The sequence below is a fragment of the Neotamlana laminarinivorans genome, from assembly GCF_020523925.1.
GTDB lineage: Bacteria > Bacteroidota > Bacteroidia > Flavobacteriales > Flavobacteriaceae > Neotamlana > Neotamlana laminarinivorans.
Genome location: NZ_JAJAPW010000006.1, coordinates 119,792 through 140,295, shown reverse-complemented (window position 1 = coordinate 140,295; position 20,504 = coordinate 119,792). Strand labels below are relative to the sequence as shown.

Annotated in this window: 14 protein-coding genes and 1 tRNA gene; 3 read left to right on the top strand and 12 right to left on the bottom strand. The window is 33.9% G+C overall.

Annotated elements, in window-relative coordinates; translation table 11 throughout:
* Positions 1-10: 10 nt before the first annotated feature.
* From LG649_RS13540 to LG649_RS13520, 5 genes are read right to left on the bottom strand one after another with little or no spacing between them, the layout of a single operon-like run.
* Positions 11-565 carry a c-type cytochrome gene (locus LG649_RS13540; protein WP_226544417.1) on the bottom strand — a complete coding sequence of 185 codons (555 nt, stop codon included), beginning with the start codon at positions 563-565 and terminating at the stop codon, positions 11-13.
* Positions 566-572: 7 nt separating this feature from the next.
* Positions 573-1,103, bottom strand: a complete 531-nt coding sequence (locus LG649_RS13535; protein ID WP_226544354.1) for a DUF3341 domain-containing protein — start codon at positions 1,101-1,103, stop codon at positions 573-575.
* A gap of 9 nt (positions 1,104-1,112) precedes the next feature.
* Positions 1,113-2,852, bottom strand: coding sequence for an NrfD/PsrC family molybdoenzyme membrane anchor subunit (gene nrfD / locus LG649_RS13530; protein ID WP_226544353.1), 1,740 nt, complete (start codon positions 2,850-2,852; stop codon positions 1,113-1,115).
* A gap of 29 nt (positions 2,853-2,881) precedes the next feature.
* Positions 2,882-6,157 carry a TAT-variant-translocated molybdopterin oxidoreductase gene (locus LG649_RS13525; RefSeq protein WP_226544352.1) on the bottom strand — a complete coding sequence of 1,092 codons (3,276 nt, stop codon included), beginning with the start codon at positions 6,155-6,157 and terminating at the stop codon, positions 2,882-2,884.
* 28 nt (positions 6,158-6,185) lie between these two features.
* Positions 6,186-7,481: a c-type cytochrome gene (locus tag LG649_RS13520; protein ID WP_226544416.1), complete on the bottom strand. Its 1,296-nt coding sequence runs from the start codon at positions 7,479-7,481 to the stop codon at positions 6,186-6,188.
* Positions 7,482-7,694: 213 nt separating this feature from the next.
* Between LG649_RS13520 and LG649_RS13515 the strand changes: the two genes are divergently transcribed.
* Positions 7,695-8,087 carry an SPOR domain-containing protein gene (locus LG649_RS13515; protein WP_226544351.1) on the top strand — a complete coding sequence of 131 codons (393 nt, stop codon included), beginning with the start codon at positions 7,695-7,697 and terminating at the stop codon, positions 8,085-8,087.
* Between the two features lie 79 nt (positions 8,088-8,166).
* Here LG649_RS13515 and infB read toward each other — a convergent pair whose 3' ends face one another.
* From infB to LG649_RS13495, 4 genes are all read right to left on the bottom strand, one after another.
* Positions 8,167-10,977 (bottom strand): translation initiation factor IF-2, encoded by a 2,811-nt coding sequence (gene infB / locus LG649_RS13510; protein WP_226544350.1) that lies wholly within the window; start codon positions 10,975-10,977, stop codon positions 8,167-8,169.
* Positions 10,978-11,006: 29 nt separating this feature from the next.
* The gene (gene nusA, locus LG649_RS13505; protein WP_226544349.1) at positions 11,007-12,239 is read right to left on the bottom strand and encodes a transcription termination factor NusA; all 1,233 of its coding nucleotides are present in this window, start codon (positions 12,237-12,239) and stop codon (positions 11,007-11,009) included.
* 7 nt (positions 12,240-12,246) lie between these two features.
* Positions 12,247-12,708, bottom strand: coding sequence for a ribosome assembly cofactor RimP (rimP, locus tag LG649_RS13500; protein WP_226544348.1), 462 nt, complete (start codon positions 12,706-12,708; stop codon positions 12,247-12,249).
* 209 nt (positions 12,709-12,917) lie between these two features.
* Positions 12,918-12,990, bottom strand: a tRNA-Gln gene (locus tag LG649_RS13495).
* Between the two features lie 149 nt (positions 12,991-13,139).
* Between LG649_RS13495 and LG649_RS13490 the strand changes: the two genes are divergently transcribed.
* Positions 13,140-16,526: a glycosyltransferase family 117 protein gene (locus tag LG649_RS13490; RefSeq protein WP_226544347.1), complete on the top strand. Its 3,387-nt coding sequence runs from the start codon at positions 13,140-13,142 to the stop codon at positions 16,524-16,526.
* A 6-nt stretch (positions 16,527-16,532) separates the two neighbouring features.
* Entirely contained in the window at positions 16,533-17,186 is a 654-nt protein-coding gene (locus tag LG649_RS13485) for a polysaccharide deacetylase family protein (protein ID WP_226544346.1), read from the top strand.
* 181 nt (positions 17,187-17,367) lie between these two features.
* On the opposite strand, the gene LG649_RS13480 is transcribed toward LG649_RS13485, so the two are convergent.
* The 3 genes from LG649_RS13480 to LG649_RS13470 form a co-directional block, all read right to left on the bottom strand.
* Positions 17,368-17,667: a thioredoxin family protein gene (locus LG649_RS13480; protein WP_226544345.1), complete on the bottom strand. Its 300-nt coding sequence runs from the start codon at positions 17,665-17,667 to the stop codon at positions 17,368-17,370.
* Between the two features lie 44 nt (positions 17,668-17,711).
* On the bottom strand, positions 17,712-18,938 hold the full coding sequence (locus LG649_RS13475; protein WP_226544344.1) for a metallophosphoesterase: 1,227 nt from the start codon (positions 18,936-18,938) through the stop codon (positions 17,712-17,714).
* An 82-nt stretch (positions 18,939-19,020) separates the two neighbouring features.
* Positions 19,021-20,421, bottom strand: a complete 1,401-nt coding sequence (locus LG649_RS13470) for an aldehyde dehydrogenase family protein (RefSeq protein ID WP_226544343.1) — start codon at positions 20,419-20,421, stop codon at positions 19,021-19,023.
* Positions 20,422-20,504 lie beyond the last annotated feature (83 nt).

The following is a 20,504-nucleotide window of genomic DNA, read 5'->3' as shown; positions in this document are numbered from 1 at the left end:
TAAACTTATCTTACTTTTCTAAATCTGATTTAAGTTTTAAAACGTAGCTAACAACTTGCCAACGCTCCTCTTCATTTAATTGGTTTGCATAAGAACCCATTGCATTTTTACCATAATATATAGTATGGTAAATACTACCTTCAGTAATGGCTCTTCCAGCATCATCATAACTTGGAATACCAAGAATCTTTTCTCTTTTAACAAGATTTCCTTGACCATTACCTTTTGTACCGTGACAAATACCACAATAAATGTTATATAAAGACTTACCTCTTTCTAAATCAACAACAGTTGAATCCAATGGACTTTTTAATGTTGACTTAGCCAATTCATAGCCTTCTGTCGTATTATCAATATCAAATGGCACAAAACCACGTGCAATAGATCCTTCTGCTGGTAATTGAGCTTCTATTCCGTTACTAAAAGCTGATGCTTCACCATAAGTTTCATAACCTGCAGATTCATACATATTAGGCATAAACTGATAGTTAGGTGCAGAGTCTTTTTTGCATGATACAGCTACAAAACCAACTGCTAGTACTATTATTTTAATTAAGCTTTTCATATTTATATTAATGGGCTTTATCAACTAATTTAATTTCTACAGCTCCAGTTTCTTTTAATAAATTTTCTAGAGCACTTTCGTTACCGTGAACACCAATTTCCATTAAAAAATGATCGTCGGTAGTTCTTGGGTCAGGGTTTTCAGCTTTTTTAAAAGGCCACATTCTACTACGTAAGTAAAATGTAATGACCATTAAATGCGCAGCAAAAAACACTGTAAGTTCAAACATGATAGGAACAAAAGCAGGCATGTTTTCGATATAGCTAAAACTAGGTTTACCACCAATGTTTTGAGGCCAATCTTCAATCATGATGAAATTCATCATTGTAATTGCTACGGTTAAACCAACCAATCCATATAAGAATGCACAAATAGCAATTCTAGTACCTTCTAATCCCATAGCCTTATCTAGCCCATGAACTGGAAATGGTGTATATATTTCTTCTATGTGATGTTTTTCTGCACGTACTTTTTTTACCGCAGACATTAATACATCGTCATCGTTATAAATAGCGTGAATAACTCTTGAAGCTTCCATTGACTATGTTTAGTTAATTAATTTTTTAGCTTGTCCTGACCAATCATCACGTTCTGCTCTTCCAGGGAAAGAACCCGTAATGCTATCTAACAAATCATATTCATTCTTGGTCATTTTACTAACTTGAAGGAATGTATAAATACCTATACTATTTAGTACTTCTTCCATTTTAGGTCCAACACCACTTATTTGCTTTAAATCATCGGCAGTTTGAGTTGTAGCATCAAAAGAACCAATAGATCCTAATAAACTAGTTACTCGTGCTGCTTTTTCTTCCTCAGATACTTCAACAACATCTGCTTTTATTTTAGTAGACCCATCAAGGTTAGATGTTCTTTCATCAGCACCAGATCCTACTAAACTTTTACCAGCTTCTCTAAGATTTTTATATCTTTCACCTGAAGACTTCAAAATTGTTTTCACTTCAGCTTGAGCAATTACAGGAAATGTTCTAGAATATAAAAGGAATAATACGAAGAAGAATCCAATTGTTCCAATAAAAATACCTATGTCAACAAACGTTGGTGAAAACATTGTCCAAGAAGATGGTAAATAATCACGATGTAATGATGTAACAATAATTACAAAACGCTCAAACCACATACCAATATTTACAACAATTGATATAATGAATGAAAACATGATACTAGTTCTAAGTTTCTTGAACCACATAAACTGTGGCGAGAATACATTACATGACATCATCATCCAATATGCCCAAGCATAAGGACCTGTTGCTCTGTTTAAGAAAGCATACTGTTCGTATTCAACACCTGAATACCATGCAATAAACAACTCAGTAATATAGGCTACACCAACTATAGAACCTGTAATCATGATTACAATATTCATTAACTCTATATGTTGTAATGTAATATAATCTTCTAGGTTACAAACTTTTCTCATGATAATAAGAAGAGTATTCACCATAGCAAATCCAGAAAATACGGCACCTGCAACAAAGTAAGGAGGGAATATTGTAGTATGCCAACCTGGTATAACTGATGTAGCAAAGTCAAAAGATACAATTGTATGTACAGAAAGTACAAGCGGAGTTGCTAAACCAGCAAGTACCAAAGATACTTCTTCAAAACGTTGCCAATCTTTAGCGCGACCAGACCAACCAAAACTTAGTAATGCATATATTTTCTTTTGGAAAGGCTTAATTGCTCTATCACGAAGCATAGCAAAATCAGGTAATAAACCAGTCCACCAGAAAACTAACGACACTGATAAATACGTGGATATTGCAAACACATCCCAAAGTAAAGGAGAGTTAAAGTTTACCCACAATGAACCAAATTGGTTTGGAATTGGTAAAACCCAGTATCCTAACCATGGACGACCCATGTGAATAATTGGAAATAAGCCCGCTTGAACAACCGAGAAAATCGTCATTGCTTCCGCAGAACGGTTAATTGCCATTCTCCATTTTTGACGGAATAATAAAAGTACTGCAGAAATAAGTGTTCCTGCGTGACCAATACCTACCCACCAAACGAAGTTTGTAATATCCCAGGCCCAACCTACAGTTTTATTTAAACCCCAAGTTCCAATACCTGTAGATACGGTATATAAAATACATCCAATACCCCAAAGGAAAGCTACAAGTGAAATACTAAATACTATCCACCATTGCTTATTTGCTTTTCCCTCAACAGGCTTAGCTACATCCACAGTTACGTCGTGGTATGATTTCTCGCCAGTTACTAGAGGTCTTCTAATAGGTGCTTCGTAATGAGACGCCATAATTATATAATTGATTCTTTAATTTAGATTTATGCTTCCTTTATATTTCTCACTTTGGTTTGATACTGCACATTAGGTTTAGTACCTACATGCTCCAATAAGTGATACATACGATTATCTTCTTTAAGTTTCGCAACTTTACTTTCTTTGTCGTTGATATCTCCAAATATCATAGCTCCACTACTACAAGCTGCAGAACAAGCTGTCTGGAATTCACCGTCTTTTATTACACGACCATCACGTTTAGCATCCAGAATTGTTTTTTGTGTCATTTGAATACACATAGAACATTTTTCCATTACACCACGAGAACGAACAACAACATCTGGATTTAACACCATACGACCTAAATCGTCATTCATATGGTAATCGAATTCATCATTACCATTGTATAAGAACCAGTTAAATCGACGCACTTTGTAAGGACAGTTATTTGCGCAATAACGTGTACCAACACAACGGTTATAAGCCATGTGGTTTTGACCTTGACGACCATGCGATGTTGCTGCAACAGGACATACAGTTTCACAAGGTGCATGATTACAATGTTGACACATTACTGGTTGGAACGCTACCTGTGGGTTATCAGCTGGGTGTTCCATTTCACCAAATCCGCCTAACGATCCATTATCACCAAATAATCCTGAGAAACCGTCTTTTTTGTCATTATCTTCTTCAAAAGTATCATCTGAAGAATAATATCTATCTATACGTAACCAGTGCATATCACGGCTACGACGAACTTCTTCTTTACCTACTACAGGAACATTATTTTCAGCATGACAAGCGATAACACATGCTCCACATCCAGTACATGCATTTAAATCAATAGATAAATTAAAATGATGACCAATTGAACGATCAAACTCATCCCACAAATCAACTTCTGGAGAAGTAACAGGAGTTTCTTCATGATTTAAAGAAACAACTGGAATAGGATTCCAATGTGATTTGTCTTTTGTGTTAAAAATCTCTAGAGTCGTTTCTTTTAAAATATCACCACGCCCCATTAAAGTATTATGTAACTGTACACATGCAAATTCATGCATTCCAGATGCAGCTTTTACAGTAACATTTTGTACCGCTTCAAAATTATTGTAAAGTTCATAAGCGTTAACTCCTGTTTTCATTTCATCCTTAAGGCCTAACTTACGACCATAACCAAATGAAAGCCCTACAGAACCTTTAGCTTGACCTGGCTGTATTAAAACAGGTACATTTTTTAAAGTAGTTCCATTAACAGTTACATCGGCATAACTACCATCTAAAGCTCCAGTTGCTACATGTACATTTTCTAAACCTAACTTTTCTGCATCACTTTTAGATACCGTTAAGTAATTATCCCATGAAACACGTGAAATTGGATCTGGAAACTCTTGCAGCCAAGGGTTATTGGCTTGTTGCCCATCACCCATACCTGTTTTAGAATAAAATACTAATTCTAAACCATTAGATTTTGCTGATGAAACCAATTCTTTTGCAGCAGTAACACCACTTACAACATTAACTCCATTAACAGTTATGTTTCCATTAGAAGAAACTGTAGTTGATGTACTTGTTCTTATATATTCATCTTTATCTTCTTCTTTTAAACCTACACCTACAGCAGCACCATGTATAACACCGCCAACCCAAGTTCTATCTTTTTTATCTTTTAATTCTGTTTCTGAAGATATTACAGTCCCATGAGAATTAATAATTGAACTATCAGCATTAATACTTGCGTTAAAAACACCATCATGAAGAGCCTGGTTAAATGAAGAACCATAAAGTATACTACTATTCCATGTTTCTTTAATGTAATCATGATAAGAAACAGAATTCTCAGTCCATGCTAATAATGCATCTTGAAACTGTTTTGTATCAAATAATGGTCGAATAGTTGGCTGAGTTAAGGCAAATTGTCCTTTTTTAAGCTCAACATCTCCCCATGATTCTAGATAATGTGGTGCAGCTCCAATAAAATTAACCAAAGTAGAGGTTTCATCTTCTTTCAAAGAAAAGGCAATTGAAAGTTCTGTTTTCTTTAAACCTTCAGCAAAGTCAGCTGCATTTGGCAAGGTATACATAGGGTTTACACCACTCATAATTATCGCCGCAACTTTACCTGCTTTCATATCAGCAACTAATTTAGCAACTTGAGCATTATTACCTTGTCTTGTTTTAATAGGTGTAGCAGGATTGAATGCTTTGCTAGCTAAAGTCTCATTTATTTCTAAAACCAATGTTTGAGCATTTGTATCTTGTAAACCAGTTACAACAACCGCTTTACTTCCTGCTGCTATAAGTTCTTTAGCTGCGTTTTTAACAGCAACATCAATATGTTCTGGCAAAGTTATAGAAACAGAACCCCCTACTATTAAAGTATATAATTTAGCTAAAGCTAATTTTTGCTCTGTGGGTGTTGCTGGTATACGTTTATCTGCATTTGCTCCAGTTAGAGACATATTAGATTCTATCTGAATATGACGCGACATCTTACCGTGATCTGGAACTCTATTTTTAGCATAAGCAGAGTCAAAACCACCACCTTGCCAATCCCCTAAGAAATCAGCACCAACAGAAACTATTGTCATGGCTTTTGAAAAATCGTAATCTGCTAAACCACGTTCTCCGTATTTTGCCTGATAAGCATCTAAAGCAGCAGACTCTGATATAGCATCATACTCTACATGAGACACATTACCATATTTTTCTGAAAATTCTGAAATCAACTTAGATGTAGATGGACTAGCATAAGTTTGCGTTAACAATACTATGTTTTTGTTAGCGGCTGCAATGTCAGTTAACTTCTTTGTTGTTTCAGCATCAAACGTTCTCCAAGAAATAGCTTTATCGCCTTGCATAGGCGACTTTAAACGCAAACTATCATAAAGACCCAAAACAGAGGCATTAACTCTAGCATTAGCACTACCGCTAGAACCCGCTAAAGTATTATTCTCAATTTTAATTGGACGACCTTCTCGGGTTTTCACTAAAACACTCGCAAAATCAAATCCATCAGCAACAGTTGTTGCATAATAATTAGCTACGCCTGGAATAATTTCTGTAGGCTGCACCACATAAGGAATTGATTTTTTAACTGGCCCTTCACAAGCAGCTAATGAAGCTGCAGCTGTACTAAAGCCAATATACTTTAAAAAATCGCGACGTGTTGTAGATGTAGTCTCTAATGTTTCTTTATCTCCTAAAAATTCATCAGTAGGAATCTCCTCTACAAACTCGTTTTGTTTTAGCGTCTCAACAATAGAGCTATTCTCGTTAAGCTCTTCAACACTTTTCCAGTATTTCTTGTTTGATGACATATTATATAATTGAATTACTTCTTGTTAATTAATAGTGACACTTACCACACTCTAAACCACCCATTTGTGCAGCTGTTAATTCATCTACACCGTACTTTTTAGATAATTCTTCATGAATTTTCTCATAATAGGCATTATCTTTAACCGCAACATTAGTTTCACGATGACAGTTGATACACCAACCCATTGTTAATGGCGCATGTTGATACATAATTTCCATTTCTTCAACTGGACCATGACAAGTTTGACACTCAACCCCTGCAACAGTTACGTGTTGTGAGTGGTTAAAATAAGCGAAGTCTGGTAAATTATGAATACGAACCCATTTCACAGGCTTTGATTCACCTGTATATTTTTGATCGGCATCACTCCATCCTGCAGATGCATAAAGTTTTTGAATTTCACCATCATAAAACTCTTTAGAGTACTCTGGCGAAGTCTCTCCATTATATTCATAAATAGACTTATGACAATTCATACAAACATTCAAAGACGGAATGCCTGATGTTTTACTTACTCTAGCTGAAGAATGACAATATTTACAGTCAATACCATTATCTCCTGCGTGAATTTTATGTGAAAAGTGAATTGGCTGAACAGGCTGATAACCTTGATCTACACCAATTTGAGACAAATATCCATAAACAAAATAAGCGCTTGTTAACAAAAAGAATATCGCAACAACAATCATTAAAAATTGATTTTGCACAAACGCCTTCCATAGCGGTGTTCTTTTTGCAGTTTCTGGTAACTCAATGTTTTGGACATCTGCAAAACGACGCAATGTTTTGTTTACTAAGTATAAACCTAAAGCAAGCAATATAAACAATACCGCTAACGCACCTAGAATGATTTCATTTGAAACCCCACCAGAAGCATCAGAACCACCAGTTGAAGCAGCAGCAACAGCAGTATTTACAGGAGGTACAGCTTTTTCTTCAGCCGTATAAGCTAAAATATTATTAATATCATCATCTGAAAGTTGAGGAAAAGCAGTCATTGCAGCACCACCGTATTCATTATAAATCTTATTTGCATAAGCATCTCCAGACTTGATAACCCCTGAACTATTGCGAACCCATGCATGAATCCATTCCCTGTCCAATCCTTGTTCATCTGATAATCGCTGCTCAACTTTACGCAAAGCAGGACCTGTCATCTTTTTATCAAGTTGATGACATGCCGCACAATTGGCATTGAATAATGATTTTCCTTTCGCTGGATCTCCTTCTTGAGCAGAAAGAACAGTTGTAAACGCTAATAAAATAATTAAGCTAGAACGGAGAAAGCTTTTACTTAATCTTCGGTGAATCACCTGTTTCATATTATTGGTTGAATTAACTTCTAAACTTTGGCACAATTTTTTCATAAAACTATGATAAATATCATGCTTGTAAAATCTCAAGCAAAAGTAAGATATAAAGTCGATTTTAGAAATGTTCATTAAATGATAATTAATAATTTAGAGGGATTCTAAATAAAAAAAAGAACATAAATTTAAACTATAGCGTATATATTTGCATAAAGATATCTAGAAATGAAAGTATTAAAAAAGAAAACTTTAATTATAACTGCGAGTTGTTGTTTTATAACCTCATTCAATGCCTTTGCTCAAGAAGGTGAAATTACGCTAAATCAGGATAAAAAAATTGAAACTTTATTAGAAATAAAAAAGGAATTAAATAAAAACGAAACGGATTCTGAACGTTATAAGATACAGGTTTATAATGGTAATAGAAATGGCGCAAAGTCTGCCCAAAGTGATTTTGAACACAATTATGGAAGTTGGAAAGCAAGCATGCAATTTGAATCGCCAGACTTTAAAGTTTGGGCAGGAAATTTTAGAACAAGATTAGAAGCAGAAAGAGCCTTAAAGAAGATAAAAAACACATTCCCTAATGCATTTATTTTAAAGCCTAAGAAAAGCTAAAAAGGCTTAATACCGTTTATCGAAAACAAAAAAGCAACCTTTAAGGTTGCTTTTTTGTTTTTTAATTATATCACTTAAATTATTTCAGTTTCTTTTTCACTTCAACTTCATGGAAAGCTTCAATTATATCACCTTCTTTAATGTCGTTATAGTTTTTAATTTGCATACCACAATCGTATCCTTTTGAAACCTCTTTAACATCATCTTTAAATCTTTTTAATGAAGCTAATTCTCCTGTGTAAACAACTACTCCATCGCGAATTAATCTTACACCAGAACTTCTGAGTATTTTACCATTTGTAACCATACAACCAGCTATACTACCAATTTTAGATACTTTAAAAATTTCTCTAATTTCTGCTGTACCTGTAATTTCTTCCTTAAGTTCTGGAGAAAGCATACCTTCCATAGCATCTTTAAGATCATTTATGGCATCATAAATAATTGAGTATGTTCTGATATCAATTTCTTCTTTATCTGCAATACTTCTTGCATTTCCAACAGGACGAACATTAAATCCGATAATAATGGCATCTGAAGCTGTTGCAAGCAATACATCACTTTCTGTGATAGCGCCAACACCTTTGTGGATGATATTTACATGAATTTCTTCTGTAGATAATTTTTGGAATGAATCTGTTAAAGCTTCAACAGAACCATCAACATCACCTTTAAGTATAATGTTAAGCTCTTGGAAATCTCCTAATGCAATTCTACGACCAATTTCATCAAGAGTTATATGTCGTTGTGTTCTTACAGATTGTTCTCGCTGCAATTGAGCACGTTTTGTAGCTATTTGTTTAGCTTCTCTTTCGTCTTCAAAAACATTAAACTTATCACCTGCTTGTGGTGCTCCATCTAGCCCTAGAATAGATACCGGAGTTGACGGACCTGCTTCTTGTACATCGTGTCCACGTTCATCTTGCATAGCTTTAACTTTTCCGCTATGTTGACCTGCTAACACATAATCTCCAACACGAAGTGTACCTGCTTGAACTAAAATGGTAGACACATAACCACGTCCTTTATCTAAATAAGCTTCAACAACAGTACCTGTTGCAACTTTATTTGGGTTTGCTTTTAATTCTAAAAGCTCTGCTTCTAACAACACTTTTTCTAGAAGTTCTTTTACTCCTGTACCAAATTTAGCTGAAATATCGTGCGATTGAATTTTACCACCCCAATCTTCAACTAAAAGATTCATGTTTGCTAAACCTTCTTTAATTTTATCGGGATTGGCATCAGGTTTATCTATTTTGTTTATTGCAAAAACAATTGGTACACCTGCAGCTTGAGCATGAGAAATAGCTTCTTTGGTTTGCGGCATGATATCATCATCTGCAGCAGCAACAATAATTGCAATATCTGTTACTTGAGCTCCACGAGCACGCATAGCTGTAAAAGCTTCGTGACCAGGAGTATCAAGAAATGCTATTTTTTGTCCGTTTTCTAATTGAACACCATAAGCTCCTATATGTTGTGTAATTCCACCAGATTCACCAGCAATTACATTTTCTTCACGAATGTAATCTAGTAATGAGGTTTTACCATGATCTACGTGTCCCATTACGGTTACAATTGGTGCGCGTGGTAATAAATCTTCTGGCTTATCTTCTACTTCTTCAATAGATTCTTCTATATCTGCAGTTACAAATTCTACTTTATAACCAAACTCTTCGGCAACTATGGATAATGTTTCAGCATCTAAACGCTGATTCATGGTAACCATCATACCTAAAGACATACATGCCGAAATTACTTGGGTTACTCCTACATCCATCATAGTTGCAACCTCGCTTGCTGTAACAAATTCTGTTACTTTAAGAATTTTACTTTCTGCGGCTTCAGCTTGTAATTCTTTTTGTGTTTGATCTCTGTGCTGATCTCTTTTATCTCTTCTATATTTTGCACCTCGACCTTTGTTAGATTTTCCTTGAAGTTTTTCTAGTGTTTCTCTAACTTGTTTTTTTACATCTTCTTCGCTAGGCTCTTCTTTAACAATATTTCTTCGCCCTTGACCTTGCTTACCTCTGTTTTGCCCTGGCCCTCTTTGTCCGGGTCCTCTTTGTCCAGGACCACGATTGTTTCCTGATTGCCCACCGCCTACTTTGCTAATTCTACGACGTTTTTTCTTAGCGTCTCCAGCTTTATTAGCATCAGCTTTTTTATCTTCTTTCTTCTTTTTTGGCTTGTTAAATTGCGATAAATCTATTTTATCTCCTGCAATTTTTGGCCCAGTGAGTTTTTGATATTGAGTTTTAACTCTACCAGAAGAAACAGGCAAGTCTGTTTTAGGAGTCTCGGTTTCTTTTGGTTTTTCTGAAGTTTCTTTTTTAGCCTCTACTACTTTGGCAGCCTTAGACTCTTCTTGCTTTTGTGGAGCCTGCACTGTTTTTTTAACAGGTTCTTCTACTTTTGGTGTTTCGACTTTTGGAGCCACTTCAGGTTTCTTTTGCACCTTTTTGGGCTCTAAATCTATTTTACCTACTTGTTTTGGCCCAGTAAGCGTTTTTGTTGCTTTAACAACTTCGTTGTTTTTAGCTTCTTGCTTAGCTTCTTCTTCGGCTTTCTTTTTCGCTTCTAATTCTGCTTTTTCCTGAGCTTCGCGGGCTTCTTCTTGGGCTTTTTGCTTAGCTTCAAGTTCTTTTTCACGCTTTACGCGTAAATCTTCTTTTTCTTTTAGCTTTGCTTCACTTACTGCTTGCGACTTCACTTTTTTGTTAGCATCTGTTTCAAATTCATCAGATAGAATTTTATAGGTTTCTTCTGATATTTTTGTAGTGGGACGCTTCTCAATATCGACACCTTTAGAGTCTAAAAACTCTACGGCACGATCTAGAGAGATGTTTAGTTCGCGTAATACTTTATTTAATCTTATTGTTTCAGCCATAAATTGCCTTTAAAATACTCAAATATATGTTATTCTTCGAATTCTTCTCTTAAAATTCTAATAACGTCGATAATAGTTTCTTCTTCTAAATCTGTTCGTTTAACCAAATCGTTTACTTCTTGCTCTAAAACACTTTTTGCAGTGTCTAGCCCAGCTTTACTAAATTCGTCGATTATCCAGCTATCAATTTCATCAGAAAATTCACTTAACTCAACATCTTCTTCAGCTCCTTCTCTAAATACATCAATTTCAAAACCGGTTAATTGACCAGCTAAACGAATATTATGTCCACCTCTACCAATAGCTTTACTTACTTCTTCTGGCTTTAAAATTACCTCGGCGCGTTTATTTTCTTCATCTAATTTAATAGATGTTACACGCGCAGGACTTAATGCTCTTGTTATAAAAAGCTGTAAATTATTAGTGTAGTTAATTACATCGATATTTTCGTTTCCTAACTCACGAACAATACCATGAATACGAGATCCTTTCATACCAACACAAGCTCCAACTGGATCGATTCTATCATCATAAGAATCTACGGCTACTTTAGCTTTTTCTCCTGGAATTCTAACCACATTTTTAATGGTAATTAAACCATCAAAAACTTCAGGTATTTCTTGCTCGAACAATTTCTCTAAAAATAAAGGTGATGTTCTAGACATAATAATTGCTGGTTTTGCTCCTTTTAGCTCTACTGCTTCTATTACTCCTCTTACATTATCTCCTTTTCTAAAGAAATCTGATGGTATTTGTTTATCTTTTGGAAGTACTATTTCGTTACCTTCGTCGTCAAGCAAAATAACTGCTCTATGACGAATATGATGTACTTCTGCTGTATAAATTTCTCCTATTAAATCTTTAAATTGCTTATAGATTATTGTGTTATCGTGTTCATGTATTTTAGATATTAGGTTTTGACGTAATGCTAGAATTGCACGACGACCTAAATCTATAAGTTTAACCTCTTCTGACACATCTTCTCCAACTTCAAAATCTGGTTCTATTTTACGAGCATCTGTTAATGAAATTTCTTGATTTTCATCTTCAACCTCTCCATCGGCAACTACAATTCTGTTTCTCCATATTTCTAAATCGCCTTTATCTGGGTTTACAATTATATCGAAATTATCATCGTCTCCATATTTCTTTTTAAGGGCGCTTCTAAAAACATCCTCTAAAATAGCCATTAACGTAACTCTGTCAATTAGCTTATCATCTTTAAATTCTGAAAAAGATTCTATTAACGCGACATTTTCCATAACTCAATTAAAATTTTATCATAACTTTTGCTTCTATAATATCTTGATAAGGAATTTTCATTTCCTTTTTTACTGTTACTTTACCTTTGCCAACTGGTTTGGGCTCGCGCACTTTCCAGTTTAAAGTAATTTGTTTATCTGAGGCTTCTGTTAATTCTCCTTCAATTTCTGTTGAAGCTGTTTTTACTTTTAACGTTCTGCCCTCATTTTTCTTGTACTGGCGGTTATGAACTAGTGGTGCAGTTGCTCCTGCAGACATAACTTCTAGTGAAAAATCTTCTTCCTCACGATCTAAATTATGTTCAATAGCTCTGCTTACAAAAATACAATCTTCAACCAAAACTCCATTATCTCCATCAATTATCACTTTAATATGATTGTCTCCATTAATTGTAAAATTGATCAAAAATAAATCTGGACGCTCTGTTAATGCACCTTCTAATAGTTCTAAAACTTTTGTTTTCAACATTTTTTAGTATAAAAAGAGGGGACTTCTCGTCCCCTCATTTAATTTTTTCGCCTTTCAACGCTGCAAATATATAATATTTTATTGATTTTTAAAGGATTTTAAAACAAAACCCTGAACAAATTATTTATTTTCAAAATAGTAAAACCAACTAACACTAGTTTTAAAACACAAAAAAGCCTTAATTATTAAAATAATTAAGGCTGTATTTGTTGGCCCACTAGGGCTCGAACCTAGACTCTTTGGTACCAAAAACCAACGTGTTGCCAGTTACACCATAGGCCATTCGTGTAATGAGGATGCAAATTTAAAACAAACTTTTATATCTACAAGTTTTTTTTAAAAAAATAATAGATAAAACTTAACGTTTACTTAAAAGCATTTGCTTTAACATAATAATTGTTAAATTCGCCACAGCAATAAAACACATAAAAATGGCACAATTCAATTTTAAAAAATGGAACACTATCTTAGGCTGGTTCTCTTTTTTAATTGCTTTAATAACTTACAGTTTAACCGTTGAACCAACTGTTAGCTTTTGGGATGCAGGTGAGTATATTTTAACCTCGTCGAAATTACAAGTAGGACATCCACCCGGAGCACCACTTTTTCAAATGATGGGTGCTTTTTTCTCAATATTCACGTTTGGCAACAATGAACTTGTGGGCTGGATGATGAATATGATGAGTGCCGTATCTAGTGCATTCACTATTTTATTTATGTTTTGGACCATTACTTTACTACTAAAAAAGTTAGTTGTAAACACTTCTGAAATCTCTCAATCTAAAGCTATTTCTATTTTAGGGAGTGGTTTAGTTGGCAGTTTAGCCTTTACTTTTACAGATTCGTTTTGGTTCAATGCTGTGGAAACCGAAGTTTATGCTATGGCAACATTAATTATGTCTGTATTATTCTGGTTGGGCTTACGCTGGGAACAAGACATGGATAAACCTAGAGGCAACCGTTGGTTAGTATTAATTGCTTTTGTTATTGGTTTATCGTTTGGTGTGCATTTTATGGGTTTACTAACTGTTCCTGCAATTGGTCTTATTTATTACTTTAAAAATTATAAAACAGTAACTGTAAAAAACTTCATTATAGCTAATGTTGTTTCTGTTGCCGTATTACTGTTTATCTTTAAACTATTAGCTCCAAATATCCTTAAAATATTCTCTGCTTCAGAAATATTTTTTGTTAACAGTATAGGCTTACCATTTAACTCAGGATCTATAATTGCATTAATTGTTTTAATAGCTCTTATAAACTATGGGTTGCGTTTTACCAGAAAAAAAGGCTATATACACTTAAACACTGGTATTCTATGTATCACTTTTGTTATTATAGGTTTTTCAACTTGGCTTATGTTACCTATTCGTGCTAATGCCAATGTTGTTATTAATGAAAACAATCCATCAAGCGCCAGAGAACTTTTAGCATATTACAATCTAGAACAATACCCTGAAACTCACTTGTTTTACGGACCTCAATTTACAGATCAATATGCTTATTTAGATGATAACAACCCCTATATAGATGATAAACCTAAATACGAAAAAGATGAAGAAAAGGGTAAATATGTTATTGTAAACGATTACAAAAACGATAAACAAAATTACAACTCGAAGCATGCATCTATACTCCCACGTATGTGGAGCCCAGAACATGCCGAAAATTACATGATGTTCTCTGGATTTTTAAATTTTAAAGTAAAACCTGGATTGCAAAACGATTATTATAGATCGGCTATAAATGCTGGTTTTCCTGAAGACCAAGCTAATGCTTACGCCTTAAACCAAATTACACAATATAAATCGCAAATTTCGGAGTTTAAAAATCAAGTTGCTCAAGGAAATGTTGATTATGAAGACTACAACAACTTTTTAAAAAGCGAAAAAAATAATATTGAAATTGAAAAACCATCTTTAGCTAGTAATATCGCTTATTTATTCGAATATCAATTAGGTTATATGTATTGGCGTTATTTTATGTGGAACTTCTCTGGAAGGCAAGATGATATTCAAGGCAAATACGATAACCACGGTAACTGGATTACTGGAATTAAATTTATTGATGAATGGCACTTAGGCTACTCGCAAGACAATTTACCGAGCGATGTAAAAAATAATAAAGCCAGAAACACCTATTATTTGCTACCTTTAATTTTAGGTTTAATTGGGTTTTTCTTCCTGTTCAACAAAGACAGAAAACAATTTTGGGTAATGCTTGTGTTTTTCCTATTTACAGGAATTGCTATTCAAGTATACACCAATGTTCGCCCATTCGAACCTAGAGAACGTGATTACTCGGTAGTTGGTTCATTTTATGTATTTGCTCTATGGATTGGTTTTGGAGTTTATGCCATTTTTGATGCTTTAAAAAACAAAGTAAATTCAAAATTACTAGCCCCAGTGGTTAGTGTTGCTTGCTTAATTTTAGTACCAACTATTATGGCGGCAAATAACTGGGACGATCATGACCGATCAGACAAATATACAGCCAAAGCTATGGCTAAAATGTATTTAGATTCTTGTGCTGAAAATGCCATTTTATTTACCATTGGAGATAATGATACGTTTGCACTCTGGTATGCCCAAGAAATTGAAGGTTACCGCACCGATGTTCGTGTTGTAAACACCAGTTTATTTCAAACCGATTGGTATATAGACCAAATGAAGCGTAAAGCTTACGAAAGCGACCCAATACCTTCGCAACTTGAGCACAAAGACTACCAATACGGAACTAACGATTACATTGTAATTGAAGAAGTAATTGAAGATACATTAAGTGTAAATCAGTTTTTAGATTTTGTACAAAGCGATAACCCAAGAACTAAGTACAAATATGTTTTAGAGCAAAAAGGTTACGACATTTCTGATATTAGAAGACAAGACTTAACCCGAACATATATGCCTACACCACACTTACGTATTCCTGTAAATAAAATAAATGCATTAAAGTCGGGTATTGTAAAAGCAAAAGATGCCGATAAAATTGTACCTTATATTGATATTGAACTAAAAGGCGGCGCTCTTTATAAAAACCGTTTATTAATGCTAGATATTGTTGCAAATAATGAATGGAATCGCCCAATTTATTTTACTGGAGGAAGTTTTGGTGACGACGATTATTTATGGATGAAAGATTACCTTCAATTAGATGGCATGTGCTACAAATTAGTACCTATAAAAACAGAAATAGACAAAAGCAACCCGTTTGATATGGGACGCGTAGATGCCGATTTAATGTACGAAAAAGTTAAAAACTGGGATTGGGGTAATAGTGGAAGCCCAGATATATATCACGACCCTGAAACTCGAAAAAACGCGATAACCTATCGTGGTAATTTAGCAAGATTAGTTGAAAAACTTATTAATGAAGGTAAACCTGAAAAGGCAGAAGAAATTGCAGATATTGCCATGGATAACATGCCCGTAGATTATTTTGGTTACTACACATTATTAGAACCTTATGTTATAGCTTATTACGAGTTAAATAAAAAAGAAAAAGCAAGAAATTTATTTAAACAAATCGCTTTAAAATATCAAGAAAACCTAAATTACTACAGCAGTTTAAAAACTGATAACCAAGAGCGTTTGTTTGAAGATATTTACACAGATATTCAACGCTATAAAGGTTTGCTAGATGTTTTAGTTGCAAACGATTTGGAGTTTGCTGAAAAAGAAGGTGAAATTTTTAACAACCACTTAAGAGCGTTTAAATATTTCTACGACGATGAAGGCACCAGTGAAGATGAAGTAAACACCGATTTAGATTTACCTGCAGACACAACAAATAACTTGCCTATAGATACAACAAACTAATTAGGCATGAACATAATACCTATTAAAACCCCTTTGGTTGTAAAAAAAATATTTTCCAAATATATCTGGGATATACCTACAACTAAAAGGGTTTTATATTTAACTTTTGATGATGGTCCTACACCAGAAATAACCCATTGGGTTCTTAAAACATTAAAACAGTATCAAGCTAAAGCTACCTTTTTCTGTATTGGTAACAATGTTGAAAAACACCCTGAAATTTTAAAAGATATAATTACCGAAGGCCACATTGTAGGCAACCACACCCACAACCATTTAAAAGGCTGGAAAACCTCAAAAAAATTATATTTAGAAAATACACTTAAAGCTCAAAAAACAATTAGCTCAGTTTTTGATACTTTCATGCATACAAGTAATTTGTTTAGGCCTCCTTATGGAAAAATAACTAACAAACAGGGCAAAAAATTATTGGCTATAGATTACAAAATAATTATGTGGGATGTTATTTCTTTTGATTGGGATAAAAACATAACCCCTGAAACCTGCTTAAACAATGTTATAAAAAAAGCTAAAAGCGGAAGTATAATTGTATTCCATGATAGTGTAAAAGCTCAAAAAAACATGACATATGCTTTACCTAAAGTTTTAGAACATTTTTATAATCTTGGGTTTACTTTTGAAGCTATTAATTTTAATTGAGTTTTAACCACCAGTAAAACCATATTCAATTAGAGGAGTAAAACAAATAATAATATTCTTAGGTAAAAAAGCCTTTATGTAGCAGCAACCCGCGCTAGCGATTGAGGCATTGTTGAAGCTCACCGACGCAGGAGGTAGCGACTGCCGAAAGCGCGACCCTTGTGGTAGCGCCCAAAACAAATTAAATATACTCTTCTACTTTGCTAAGTATTGCATTTACTTGTTGCTCGCCACTTTGGCGCCATTGCATTTCGCCATGCTTATAAATTATTAGCGTTGGTAAGGTTTTTATACGTAGTGCTTTGGCTAAGTCTTGATTTTTATCTACATCAATTTTTATAACTTTTACCTTGTTACCTAAAGTCTCTGCTACGTCGTGAAGATTTTGATGTAAATATTTGGCTTCGTCTGGGTTCCAGGATGTGTAAAATTGTAACAATACCGGAATTTCTACATCTATAAGTTCTCCAAATTTTGACATAAATTATTACATTTTATTATCAAATATAATGAATTATTAGTCAATTAAACCGGTTTATATCCTCGTTTTAACTCTATTACAGTTACTTCTGGCCAAATACCAACACGCCCAGGATAACCTAAGTAACCAAAGCCACGGTTTACGTTTATATATTGGCCTTTTTCTTGATAAATACCTGCCCAGTGTTTATATCGCCATTTGGCAGGACTCCATTTTATCCAACCTGGTATTTCTATACCAAATTGCATACCATGCGTGTGCCCACTTAGGGTTAAATGATAATGATAATCGGCATCTATTACTTCTTCTTCCCAGTGCGTTGGGTCGTGGCTCATTAATATTTTAAAATCGTTTGCTTGCACCTTTTGTACAGCTTTGTTTAAATCACCCACTTTTTTAAAGCCTTTACCCCAATTTTCTACACCCACTAAAGCTATGCGTTCTCCATTTTTTTCTAAAAACTTGGTTTCGTTTAATAATAAGTTAAAACCCATGTTTTTTTGAAGTTGTTTTAATTCTTCTAGGTTTTGTGCTTTTTCTTCTTTTGTTTTCCAGTTTACATAATCGCCATAATCGTGATTTCCTAACACCGAAAAAACACCATCTTTAGCTTTTAAGGTTGAAAACAGGTCTTGCCAGGGCTCCATTTCACTAGCTTTATTATTCACCATATCTCCAGTGAATAGAATAACATCAGAATTTTGTTCGTTAATTAAATTAACGCCATATTCTATTTTCTCTCTGTTATCGAAACTTCCGGAATGAATATCGCTTATTTGGGTTATTTTATAGCCATTGAAGGCTTCTGGCAAATCTTCGAAATACAGTGTATAATTTAATACGCGAAAACGATATTTACCACGATACATACCGTATAAAATAGAAGCTAATGGAATAGCTGCTAAACCCAAAGCTATCTGGCTTATAAATTTACGTCTGGATGGTAAATTAAAATTGCTTTTGGTTGCAAACAATTTGTCGTAAATACCAATAACAAACCTAATTATATCTTCGCCAAACATAATAGGAATTATTATAATATTAAACGCTAAATAGGCAAGCAAAAAACCAAAAGCATAACTTTTTGCAGGCGTTAAAACACGACCTTCTGAAGCTGATAAAAACTGATATAAAAAATTACCTAAAACCAATAACGCTACTGCAAAAAACGCATAGTAAATCCAGTTATTTTTTACTACGGTTTTTAAGGCTTGAAAACCGTAAATGGTTACTAGTATATATAGAATTAAAAATATAACCCAACGTGTCATGCTTAATTTTTTTTAGCAAAGATAACGGTAATAAAACCTAATACAGAAAGCTGTATTTCTATTTAACTAAATGTTAAGGGTTTTAAAGCCATTTTATAATAAAGTCTACTACTTTTTGCTTAAAGTTTGTGTATGGTGGAAATAATACTTTTAATGGTGCCGACCAATAACTTTTTAAAACAGCTCGCTCGTTAGAGAAAGCTTTAAACCCAAAATAACTATGCGATTTACCTATTCCGCTATTGTTAATGCCACCAAACGGCAATTCATGATTTATAAAATGTATTTCGGTACTATTTATACAAGTACCACCAGATCGTGTATTTTTAATAACATAGTTGGTGTTTTTTTTACTTTTGCTATACATGTACAGCGCTAAAGGGCGCGCTTTTGAATTGATATAACTAACAACTTCATTTAAATTTTTATAGGTTTTTATGGGAAGTATTGGTCCAAAAATTTCTTCGTTTAGTAACGGGTTCCTTTCTGGTATTTTTGAGATTAGTGTGGGTTCAATATAATTATCGTTAGCATTATAGTTTCCGCCTTTATGTATTATAGCTTTGTCTTCTTTTGCTGCCTCAATATAACTGGTTAATCGTTTAAAATGTTTTTCGTTTACAACACGCCCAAAAGATTTAGATTTTTCAGGTTTTTTTGAGTAATAATTATCCATTGTCATTTTAAAAGCTTCAATAAAAGCTTCTTTTTTACTTTCGTGTACCAAAACATAATCTGGAGCTATACAGGTTTGCCCAGTATTTAAGTATTTACCCCAAACTATGCTTTTAACAGCGGTTTGCACATTAGCTGTTTCATCTACTATTGTAGGCGATTTACCTCCCAGTTCTAAAGTTACCGAAGCTAAATGTTTTGATGCCGCTTCCATAATAATTTTACCAACAGCAGGCGAACCTGTAAAGAAAATATGATTAAATGGCAATTTTAATAAATGTTTTGAAACCTCAACATCGCCTTCAACTAAAGCAATTTCGTTTTCATTAAATACATCTTTTACAATTTTTGCCATAACACGCGAGGTATTTGGTGTCATTTCAGAAGGTTTTAAAATAACCGTATTTCCTGCCGCAATTGCAGAAACCAAAGGACAAAATGTTAAATTAACCGGATAATTCCATGGCGAAATAATTAAACAAACACCTTTAGGCTCGTATTTAATCCATGAGGTTGTACCTAACAAAGCTAATGGCGTACCTACATGTTTATTACGCATCCAAGATTTTAGATTTGAAATAGCAACTTTTATTTCTTTAATAACAAGATATAGCTCTGTTAAATCGGTTTCTATATATGGCTTTTTAAAATCGGCGTAAAGCGCTTCTCTAATGTCTTGTTTATAGGTTTTCTCAAGGGCAACCTTTAATATTTTAAGTTTTTTTATACGTTGTTTATAATTGGTATTTCCTATGTTAAATTGATTTTCTTTTTGTGAATTAAAAAGTTGTAAATAGGGGTTTTTCAAAGCTTATAGATTTTATTTATCTTAAAAATACAAATTGCAATTCAATTAATTTATAATCTTTCCTAGATTTCGTAGTTTTACGT